We start from the raw sequence: 10041 nt of genomic DNA, 5'->3' as shown, positions 1-10041 counted from the left end.
TGACCCGCGACCCCTCCTTTGCACTTCGGCAGACCCGTGTCCTCGGGCCCCCCCCCCCCCCCCGCTCTTCCGCCACTACGGCCAACCGCACTGAACTCCGCGGCGCGTTTGAATGGGTCATTTACACGCCCGCCTCACCGTCAGAGTTCTCGTTGCTTGCTGCGAGGCCGGCGATCATGTCCGTGGCCTCTGCTTCTGATGGCCAGTCTTCGGGGCCGGCGACAACGGGGAACAGATCTTCGAGGCGGGAATTGAACAGACTCGTTTTGAGCAACTCGACAGCCCGATTGATCACGGTTTCTTCGATGTGGTCGACGTGCACTGCCAGCCAGCCTCGTATCCCATCCGGGCCATTAGTCGCGGGGCCGAAGAGGCCTGTGAGCGCTTCGGGTCTGTACCCGTTCTCACTGACCAGTTGCACGGCTGTTAGCCAATCGTCGCTCGGCTCAGACACCCACACTTTGTGGTCGTACCGCATGTCCGCCTCGCTTGTTCGGCGGAAGCGCTCGTCGATAGGCAGATCCTTGGCGTCGTCAGGAGTGCGCAAGCTCCAGCTCGTAGCTTCTCCGCGTGCGATTTCTTCTTCCGTAGCGTCTCGGTAATAGCCCATAGGCAGATGGTATCGAGAGGCTCGCTATATCGAATCTCGTTGTATGCGCCCTGGTGAGACGCCTCAAATGCGTCGGAGATCTACCTCCGACGTACGGCGTTCACCCTGCCACGATCACGGCACCTAGTTGGTCGCTAACAAGCTCGATCGCTTCCAGTTCCGGGTCTCTTCTGGGTGGGCCCGCTGACATCCTGGCTGCCCAGAGCTCCTCGACGTCGTCGCCGAGTGGGGGAGCGGGATACATCGCTGGCAACCAGCTGCTTTTTGCGCCCACGTTGGCAGTGAGCCCCGTTTGCGGCTCGAAACGTCGCTCAAGCCAGACCTGCCACAGAAGCCTTTCAGCTCGGTGACGAACGATACGGTCGGCCGCGATGGTTCCTAGTCCGTGAGCGGCCGCTACGTCGTCCAGCGTGCGGCGTCCTAGGGTCAGCTTTGCGCTATCCCGTTCGATGAGCCCGGCGGTCATCAGATCCGCGAGGATTGCGTACCCGTTGGAGGGCCTGAGCTTGGCGGCAGCGAATGTGTCGTCGACGTTGGTGGCGAGCCCGGCCTCGACCAGCTCGTACAGTGCTCGGCCGCGAAGGCCCAACACACTCCAGGCCGGGTGTATCGGTTCAACCCGTGCTCGGTCGATATCCGACCGTCTAGGCCCGTTCGTCGTCGCTGCTGTGGTCAAGGCGTAGCGATCCGCCTCTCGACCTGCACCGCGTGCAACCAGCAGCAGGGGAGAGCCTGGGGTCTCTCGGAGCAATCTGAGCGCACTCCACACGGTCGATTCCGACATCAGTCCCGCTGCGTGCGAGAGGCTTCGACCGCCAACTGCGACTACCGGCACTCCCTCGACCAGTTCGCCGGCCAAAGCGGACGTGTATGCGAGAGCCTGGACTACTGCGAGTAAGACCGGTCGTTGGCGGGTACCGAGAAATTCTGCGTCGATCCACAGCTTCGCGTGCGCAAGCCACTGTCTACGAACTCGATCTTTCAGGAAGGAACCATCCCCCCCTGTGTATCTGTTCTTGTGCGTGAGTTCGTGGAGTGGCCGCACGATCGTCGCCGCCCAGCTCAGGGCTTTGTCCACGTCTCGTTGCAATGCTGCGACCGAATGGGTTCCGTACTTGTCGATGTAGGCGCGACGTAGCCCGGCCCACTTCGTGGTGGCGATCGCTTTCTCGATGTCCGCAGCGCTGGCACCACGAAGGACTGCGTGGCTGATGACGGACTGGCGTGCTTCCGACGGGGATTCCCAGAGGGCTTTGTGGGCTCTGGTGAACTTGCCGGTGGCCGCGTACGTCGCGACGGCCTCTGGCACGGGCGTGTTGCGGTGGAAACGCGGGTCCAGGCGTCGATCGCGTCCGACACCGACGAGGCGCTCGTCCTGGGTCAGGGAGGCGGCGACAGCCGCAGTGGGAGTTCGATGTCGAGGAGTGGTTGCACCGCCCAGCAGAGCGATCAGTCGTGCGACGACGCCGCGATCGGACCGAACGGTGAAGGCGTCGATCGCGGCGTCGAGAGTGCCGTCGAGGAGTCGGTAGCCACCCTCTCGACAGGGTGAGCCAGGGGGAGTGATGCATCCCCAGTCCGCGTTGAGCATCGGAGTGGCGTCCAGGGTGACCAGGCGGGCAGTGAGCAGCTGCATCACAATTTTAATGTCGTCGACGCGCAGAGGGATGTCGGTGGCCATGGGCACCAGGACGTGGCGGCCACCGCTCGTAGAGCGGTCGGTGACGGTGCGCGCGCCGCATTCGTGGAGCCATCCCAAGGCACGTTCGACATCAACGTCGACTTGCTCTGGCGTGTGGTGTTTTGCGTCGAAGTCCAGCGCTAGCAGGCTCGTGCGGCCGCGCGCATAGATCGGCAGCGCGGCCGGCACGGACGGTAGGTGCTTCGTCAGACTCCGCGACGTATCGAACTTGCCGCTAGCGGCACTCCACACCCGCATGGACCGACGCGCGGTCATTAATGGAGACAGTCGTCTCCAAATGTGGTCGGGCGTCGACATCGTCGACCCGACACGAGCATCAGTTCTTGAACCTTCATCAGGGCGCGAGGTACCCTGAGACAAGACCAGCAATAGTCTGTCCCTTCCAGGGGAATGCAGTACCGGAACGAAGATTGGCTCTCCGTTTCACCTCGGGCCCTCGACCTGCCAGTCGGGGGCTCGATTTTTTCGGTCTGCACTTGATGTGCAAATGGGGGCAGAGGCTAACCGTCCTCAAACCCGCCTCATTTTGTCCTTGCTATGCGGTTAGGGGCATCACCTCTTGGTTCAGTTCGCGTACCAGGTCGGGGCGTCCGTGAACCACTGCGAGCAGATCCGCAAGGTACTGCGACGTAGACGTGCAGCCCGCCTCAAGTGCTCGCCGTTCGATCAGGTCACCAACCTCCACAGGGATGCGAGTTGCGTACATACGCCTCGACCCCTTGCTCTGCATGGCCATCGCTGACACCTTTCCCGGACGCCAATCCATCCCCGGATTCTGTAACAGATTGCGCCCAGCGGCGGTTTGACACGCCGTGAAGCTGTAACAAGATTCGGGCATTGGCTTGCAAGAGCAATTCACTTACGCCCCAGTGGCCCGATGGAAGAGCGCTAGCCGTAGCACTCCGCCTCAACTCCTGGGCCGATCCGCCTAAGCGAACAAGCAAACAGATGAGGCAGACTCTTAGACCGCGTGGTAGCCACGCGGGGGAATGGCTCACACACTCCGAAAGGAACATCGGCTCGATGACATCTGACTCGACCCAAGCAGGGGCGGCTCCATACAGCAGCAATCTGTTCTTGAATGTGTACGACCTCTGGGTCATGCGACTATCGAACAGCTACGCCTGGCGCTGCAACCGACAGAATTTCCTTGACCTGTATAACGGACGCATCGGGCAGCGACACCTTGAGGTCGGCCCCGGCTCAGGCTGGCTACTCGCCAACGCGCAGCTACCCCAGGACGTCGATCTCACACTCACTGATCTCAGTCCGAATTCACTCCAGCACACATCATCTCGACTTCATATCCCCACAACGTCGATCGAGCACGATGTGCTCGAACCGTTCGACGACACCATCGGAAAGTTCGACTCAATTTCGATCAACTATGTGTTGCACTGCCTACCAGGCGATTGGTCGACCAAAGATGCGGCGTTCGATAACCTCGCTGCCCTACTGAAGCCTCAGGGCGTGCTGTTCGGATCGACCGTGATCGGAGTTGACCAGCGGTACACCCTATTCGGCAAGGCACTGATGACGGCGTACAACAAGATCGGTGCGTTCGGAAATTGGCACGACGATCTGCCGGGCTTGGAAAAAGCGCTCGACATCCGATTCAAGCAGGTAGAGGTCAACATGGTGGGGAACGTAGCGCTGTTTGTCGCCAGGGATCCACGCGGCCTGGAGCGTGAAAACCGAGGCGAATGAGGCGAGCTGGTTCAAGCACTAGAGACGCCCGTTAGGGCCGTACTGTCTGCTGTTGGCGTAGTTTGCGCCAAGCCCTGGCCACGTGGACCAGTTCATCGCTCGTCGCGGTGAGGTCGTAGGCCCCCGATCGCTGCGCCAGCAACATCAAAAGGTCGTAGCGTTCGGGGGGTGTTTGCCCCGACACCTTGGCGACATAAGCCTTTTCGAGCTCGGCGGCGATCCTTTCGGCCTTGAGTTCCGTCGAAGGTGTGTCGTTCGATGGGCTTGCGTTCCATTTGCTGAGTCGGCGTGCAGCATCGTGAATCTCAATAATTCTGCGGTGTAGTTTCCTCGCGGCGTCGGGGAGCTCCTCGTCACGGTCCGCTTCATCGAAACTGTCTGTTTCTGGTCTCGCCTCAGGCCGTCTGACCTCCGGAAACAGATCTGTCATGTCGCGCCAAAGAAGCTCAATCTCTTTCAGATTCTTACTGATTCGATCCTGCCCTAGCTTCGCCCGCAGTACTGCCGCAACCGGAACCGCACCCATGATTAACGATCCAGCGACCGCGAGGAAGTAAGTCAGGGCCTTCACATGCATCTCAGGGTCAGCCGACCCAGAACCTGTCAGGACCTCTTGGAGCGTGAGAATCGGGGTGCTTACACCAACGACCGCGAGCCCGAGCGCAATCACTATCGCCAAGCTGTAGAGGGCCTTCTCCCGCACTGCGGTATCGGGGTGCCGGGCTTCTCGGAGAAAGATCCGCATGACAGCGACGGCGACATACAGGATGGGGGCGTAGAAGGCGGTCCACAAGACAACCGCTGGCCACCCCAAGTACTGATCGACCAGCTCACCGGCCTTCCGTGATGGTGTGCCGGCTACCAAGATGACAGCGCTGAGCGCCAGACCGATCGCGTCGTAGACCCGTTGCCGCTTCCATACGGTGGAAGGGTCAGCCCCGATCCACAATCGGGACATGCCGTAGATAGCCATCACGATCATGACAATGCAACAGAAGGTGAGCTGCTGGAATAGTGCGACGTCGCCGAGCGGTTTGGGCAGGTGCCTGATCGCATCCTGAACCGCTCGTTCTCGAAGAACCAAGCCGAACCATCCGATGATCAGCGAGCGCGTAGTGAGCCGATCGATGAACGACGAGTTCAGCCAAGCGACGCGCACTACCAAAGTCAGTGCCATTAGTACGATGATTGGCCACGAGATCCAGGCCGGGACGGGGGACGTCATTTCGCTCTGAAGAATGTTGATCGCAGGGGCGACTGGCGGCGATTCCGGTTGACCATTGCCTCGACCATGATGCGGTCTGCGAAGGACTCGGCAGCGACCTCCTGGTCGTCCTCGAAACTGTCGCGGCCCAGCGCAATTTCGATCGTCCGCTCCGGTATGTGCGGCAACAACACCCTGAGCATCGCCTTGCTGTGCTGCGATTCAGGCAGTCCAGTATGAGATAGCACCATATGCCCGACCTCATGACTGATCACCTGATCTGCTTGATACTCAGCCACGTCCGACCCGTACACGATGAAGTCGTCTTGCTTGCGTGCAACCCATAAGCCGCAAAGCGTCCCGGTCAGGCCTACACGGCTCAGGAGTGCCGACTCAACTGGCCATAGAACAATCGGCCGGTTGCGCTCTTCCGCGACAAGGTCGATAAATCTACGACGCGACCACGGCTCGTCTGACGGCATGTTCTCTGCGATACGCCGTACAGCCGAACGAATTTGACTCTCCTGGCTCACGGGTCCCGACTCCCTCCGACCTTTGTTACTTAAAAACAACGAACGCCGCTACACGTTACTCCTGGTACCGCCTGCATCAGTTTCTCTGCGTTCTTGCTGCTCAGGAAGCTGTTGAAGGATGTTCATGAGGTCGTCGGCGCTCATTTCGCCTCCGTCACGCATCGCGAGCAGCTGGACCCCAGATTCACGGAGATGGATCAGTACCGACAGCTCGCGGTCGTAGCTCTCCGCAACCGCGTCCCACTTGTTCGCGAGAAAGGATGTCGGAGCCTCGAAGTAGGCGGCGAGAGCTTGGACGAGGTCGCTATCGACGAATCGCAGACCGGACTCGGCACGTAACGCCGCAATTTCCGTGTCGCGAACCAGCCGCTCCAGGGAGCTAGAAACCGCTTCGGCGACCGCGGCATTGCTGAGTTCCGGGTCGTCGGCCGTGTGAGTTGCCTCGAACAGTTTGTTGATTCTCAGGTGGAGAGGTGGGGTCGTCTTCGACATATCCATTTCCGTTCTTCGTCAGCGGGTTCGACTGTCTTTCAGCCGGCGTGAAAATCGCTTGGCTGTTGGTTGGTCTATGTCTATGGCATTGCCGTAAAGCCAACGCCGATACAGTTTTTCCTCGCGCTCCGGATCGTCGTCACTGACAGGAAGCTCCAGTAGCGCCGCAATGGCGGAATCGATTGCCTTGTTGTGCTGCCCGTGGTTGCGTTCCAGCGTCTCGGTGACGAAGGACCCGGCGATGGCCGAAACTGCAACATCGAGCTGGCCAAGGGCCGTCCTCAAGTCATCCAGACTTGATGTGCGGTTTTCCAGGCCGGCGACTTTCCCGTGAATGTCCCGCTGAGCAGCGAGCAGTTTAGTTAGAGGGTCGAGCCCGACGGCAATATTGCCCGTGCCGGACTTGTACGGTGCTCGGCCTAGAACAACTGGCTGGGCGCGTTCCCAATAGACATTCGCCGCGCTTCCCGGTTTCCAACTCAGTCCTGTATCGAACTTTCGCAAGGTACTCGGCCGCGGGTTACTGAGCTCTCCGCGCTCTGCCATCAACACGACGGGTTTTGTTGGGCCGCCGGCATCGCGCAACCCAACGATCGTGAGGTTCCGCTGCCTTCTGCGAGAGCTGACGCAGGTGGCAAACCAGAGGGGGTGTCCCGTTTGCGTCACTGAACCATCCTAAGGTCGAGGTCAATATGTGGTCAATAATCGAATTGCGGTAAAGAAACGCAGTTGGCCTAAATTGGCAGGTCAGCGCGGTGTGACTTATTCGAAATTGACTTCTACTTGCCCATCGCTCAGGGGGGCCATAGTGTTCCACGCGTGATGACGAAAGGCGACGCGCTCCGATCGGGCGTCGTGTTTCGTGGATCGACAAGACTCCAGCTGCGGAACGTCTCGCAGCCGGAAGGTGGCCGGCTCGTTACAGACGAGGTCGATCCCGTTCAGCTGCCACTGGACTGCACTGCATGCGACATGAAGGCCAGCTATCGAAGGCGATCGTCAGGGCAAGACGTCCGGCGGTCGATTCCTAACTCGATCAAAGGAGGCCACCACGCGCGACACCTCGAAACCAAGAGCACTCGCGATTTTCTGAGCCATTGCATCGGACAGCTTTACATGTCCGCGTTCGAGTGCGCCGATGTGCTGGGGGCTTACCTTGACTCGTCCAGCGAGGTCGCCCTGAGTGAGGCCTCGAGCTACTCGCAAGTCTCCGAGGTGTTCCTCGCTCGGATCCACGATCACCACGTCAGTCACAGCAGTATTCAGCACTGCGAGGCAGCGCGACAGCGCAGCAATGCCCGGATCGGCTTTCCCTTGCTCCCACTGGGAGTAGGTCGATGCACCGATGCCGCTTCGCCTGGCAACCTCCGCGCCACTGAGTCGCGCCCTCGCTCGGGCGTCCCGCAGGCGGCTCGGATCGAAGCCGCGGAGGCGGCGCTTCATCGCTGGTACTCCACGGTGACTCACAATGTCACCCGCCTATTCCTGGTAGCACATGATGCAGTGATTAAACAGATTGGTTACCACGGGTTGTTTAAACCGGACGCTCCAAGTAAGGTTTAGCACACGACCCGACCAAAGAAGAACCCCCGTGGTGCGCGTAGCTGATTGGCGTCCGCAAAGCGCATCCACGAGGGCCGACCCAGCAGACAGGGGTGCGACTTAGTCGCGTCCACATGGGCATTTACAGCCTATCGGACGTCGCCTAGGAGAGCGCCCCGGAAACGGAGCGCAACTGTGCTGTCGAGCAACTCAACCATCCTCGAAACACCCGCGGTGTCCGTGCGTAAGCAGCAGAGCCGGTGCGGCGCAGTGAACGACCGGGTTCTCGGTCTCGCCGTGTGCTCTCTTGGCTCCGCACCGCATTCCACTCACGCGCTTTTGTGCGAAGAGACTGGCGATCTCATGGGCGAGTGGACCGACGGTGATCCGACGTTCCGTGTACCCGTGGACGGTTCGACGACCATGTTCCGCGCCTGCCCTCTCAACTTCGGCGATGCGGCCTGATCTGGCCCTCAATCTCGATTGGGGTCATCTCTGACACCCAGTCGTGAGCTACAGGAGCTCCCCGACGCCCTGCAGCTCGACCGATGGACCGGCGCGAGGGTCGCGCAGTAAGCGCATTTCATCATGTTCGGTGCTGCGCGGCCCCGCCGGGACATCACCAGAATCCCGTAACCCCCTCTCAGAGAAAGGATTAGACAGGTGCCGTTCTTCCTTCAGTGGATTCTCTTTCTGAACTCCCTCTCATCGCAGTTCGCCTCCTGATGCCGAAAGCGAGTGGTGGTGTGGGTGATCGGACCCGCAAACCTTCGGCATCACCCGCACTCCCAATCGCACGTCGGCGGAGCTACGAGGTTAGAACCTGAATCACACTGCTGTTCAGCATGATTGGTTGACAACCAATCGAGGACGGGCCGAGAGCACCAGCTCCCTTCTTGGATCTACTCGCTGTAACCCAAACGCATTGTTCGTCAATGAAAGGTGAAGAAATGTTCAGATCGACTGGTAGTGGGGGTCGGCATCGGCGTACCTCGACGCGGATCGCCGCTGCATGCGCCATCCCCATTGCATTGTGCATCGCGTGCGCCGGTGTCGCTCAGGCTGCACCGGGTCAGCCGGGTGTGTCCGTTGCGCCGGGCCAGCAGCCCGGTGTGACCCAGCCCGCTCCGGCACCCGCCCCGCCCGCTCCCGAGGACTCGTACATCGCCGGCTACAGCCCGATCTACGACTACTCCGAGACGCGCACCGTCGACGACTACAACGCAGGTCGACAGCGGCCCTCCTACGACACCACCTACTACTCCGAACCGGTCGTCTACGAGAGCAGCCCGGCACCGATCCAGGGCCCCGGCATCAGCGATAGTCCCGAGACCGTCGCTCCCGCACCGGTACCGGCACCAGCGCCGGTGCCGACGGTCAAGCGGCCGACGATCGTGCCGATCGAGGTCGATGACGACTCCGTCCTGATCGGCGCGACCCCGTATCGAATCCCCGACGGCGTCGACCGTGTCTTCGCCCGCCAGGTCTCGAACACCTTCCAGGCCATCCAGGCAGACGGCGGAAACCTCCTCGTAGACAACGGCCTTGCGACCGCCCCGCGAGCTGACCGTATCGCCGCCGGTACCGCTGCCGGTGCCGTGACGGGCGGCCTTGTCGGACTCGGTGTCGGACTTGTCCCCGGCGCAGCGATCACCGCCGGCGGCGCGGCCATCGGTGCCGGACTCGGCGTGGCCGCAACCCCCGTCCTGACTCCGGCGATCGTCTGGGCCGGCCCGGTCGGCTACGTCTTCGTCCCCGGTGCAGCGGCACTCGCTGGAGCCGGTGTCGGAGCGGCGGTTTCGGCACCGATCGTCGCGGCGACCACCGCGGTCGGTGCTGCAGCCGGTGCTCTGATCGGCGGCGCGGCCGCCGGCGGCGAAGCGGCGACGATCGAGGAGCCTGCACCCGCTCCCGCTGTCGATGCGGCACCCGCACCGCCGGCCACCAGCCCAGTTCCGGTCACCCCGGCACCACTGGCGACGGAGGCGGGACCGGACCTGGTCGCTCAGACGAACACCGCCGTTCAGAATGCTGCTCCGGTCGTCGAAAAGGCCGTCAGCGACGCAGGCACGTGGGTTGCACCAGCCGCTAACGCGGCGGCGGGCTTCGCCTCGACGGTCGTCGAACAGCCCGCCGTCGCGGACGCGGTAGCCGCTGCGGGTCCGGCCCTCGCGCAGGCCAATGCGGCGTGGCAGGCCCTGACCACCAGCCAGCCCGTCTAGAGGAGCAGGCGTGCTCGGTGTTCCAGCGT

General features: G+C 61.5%; 9 protein-coding genes. 2 read left to right on the top strand and 7 right to left on the bottom strand.

Translation table 11 applies throughout. From position 1 onward, the window contains the following. Window positions 1–121: 121 nt before the first annotated feature. A complete protein-coding gene (locus CH292_RS28430) occupies window positions 122–610 on the bottom strand; it encodes a hypothetical protein (protein WP_032406428.1) in 489 nt (162 codons plus the stop codon). A 100-nt stretch (window positions 611–710) separates the two neighbouring features. Further along, window positions 711–2567: a hypothetical protein gene (locus tag CH292_RS28425; RefSeq protein ID WP_052060495.1), complete on the bottom strand. Its 1857-nt coding sequence runs from the start codon at window positions 2565–2567 to the stop codon at window positions 711–713. A gap of 768 nt (window positions 2568–3335) precedes the next feature. Between CH292_RS28425 and CH292_RS28415 the strand changes: the two genes are divergently transcribed. Next, window positions 3336–4019, top strand: a complete 684-nt coding sequence (locus CH292_RS28415; RefSeq protein WP_032406426.1) for a class I SAM-dependent methyltransferase — start codon at window positions 3336–3338, stop codon at window positions 4017–4019. Between the two features lie 31 nt (window positions 4020–4050). Here CH292_RS28415 and CH292_RS28410 read toward each other — a convergent pair whose 3' ends face one another. From CH292_RS28410 to CH292_RS29700, 5 genes are all read right to left on the bottom strand, one after another. After that, the gene (locus tag CH292_RS28410; RefSeq protein WP_306437492.1) at window positions 4051–5244 is read right to left on the bottom strand and encodes an MAB_1171c family putative transporter; all 1194 of its coding nucleotides are present in this window, start codon (window positions 5242–5244) and stop codon (window positions 4051–4053) included. Continuing rightward, window positions 5241–5756, bottom strand: a complete 516-nt coding sequence (locus CH292_RS28405) for a hypothetical protein (protein ID WP_072692217.1) — start codon at window positions 5754–5756, stop codon at window positions 5241–5243. The genes CH292_RS28410 and CH292_RS28405 overlap by 4 nt, the downstream gene beginning before the upstream one ends. Window positions 5757–5804: 48 nt before the next feature. After that, on the bottom strand, window positions 5805–6248 hold the full coding sequence (locus CH292_RS28400) for a hypothetical protein (protein WP_032406424.1): 444 nt from the start codon (window positions 6246–6248) through the stop codon (window positions 5805–5807). A gap of 18 nt (window positions 6249–6266) precedes the next feature. Continuing rightward, complete coding sequence (locus tag CH292_RS28395) at window positions 6267–6914, bottom strand: hypothetical protein (protein WP_052060493.1); 648 nt, start codon at window positions 6912–6914, stop codon at window positions 6267–6269. A gap of 333 nt (window positions 6915–7247) precedes the next feature. Next, on the bottom strand, window positions 7248–7691 hold the full coding sequence (locus CH292_RS29700) for a helix-turn-helix transcriptional regulator (RefSeq protein ID WP_032406423.1): 444 nt from the start codon (window positions 7689–7691) through the stop codon (window positions 7248–7250). Between the two features lie 1049 nt (window positions 7692–8740). On the opposite strand from CH292_RS29700, the gene CH292_RS29165 reads away from it, so the two are divergent. Continuing rightward, window positions 8741–10012, top strand: a complete 1272-nt coding sequence (locus tag CH292_RS29165) for a hypothetical protein (RefSeq protein WP_155290478.1) — start codon at window positions 8741–8743, stop codon at window positions 10010–10012. Window positions 10013–10041: the final 29 nt, after the last annotated feature.

It is taken from the genome of Rhodococcus sp. 14-2470-1a (assembly GCF_002259425.1).
Classification (GTDB): Bacteria; Actinomycetota; Actinomycetes; order Mycobacteriales; family Mycobacteriaceae; genus Rhodococcoides; species Rhodococcoides fascians_E.
The sequence above is the reverse complement of the archived record's forward strand: the minus strand, read 5'-3'. Positions and strand labels throughout refer to the sequence as shown.

What these genes read in the sequence shown, in the direction of transcription:
- CH292_RS28430 (WP_032406428.1), bottom strand. Translation starts at nt 610, where the DNA reads ATGGGCTATTACCGAGACGCTACGGAAGAAGAAATCGCACGCGGAGAA.
- CH292_RS28425 (WP_052060495.1), bottom strand. Translation starts at nt 2,567, where the DNA reads ATGACCGCGCGTCGGTCCATGCGGGTGTGGAGTGCCGCTAGCGGCAAG.
- CH292_RS28415 (WP_032406426.1), top strand. Translation starts at nt 3,336, where the DNA reads ATGACATCTGACTCGACCCAAGCAGGGGCGGCTCCATACAGCAGCAAT.
- CH292_RS28410 (WP_306437492.1), bottom strand. Translation starts at nt 5,244, where the DNA reads ATGACGTCCCCCGTCCCGGCCTGGATCTCGTGGCCAATCATCGTACTA.
- CH292_RS28400 (WP_032406424.1), bottom strand. Translation starts at nt 6,248, where the DNA reads ATGTCGAAGACGACCCCACCTCTCCACCTGAGAATCAACAAACTGTTC.
- CH292_RS29700 (WP_032406423.1), bottom strand. Translation starts at nt 7,691, where the DNA reads ATGAAGCGCCGCCTCCGCGGCTTCGATCCGAGCCGCCTGCGGGACGCC.
- CH292_RS29165 (WP_155290478.1), top strand. Translation starts at nt 8,741, where the DNA reads ATGTTCAGATCGACTGGTAGTGGGGGTCGGCATCGGCGTACCTCGACG.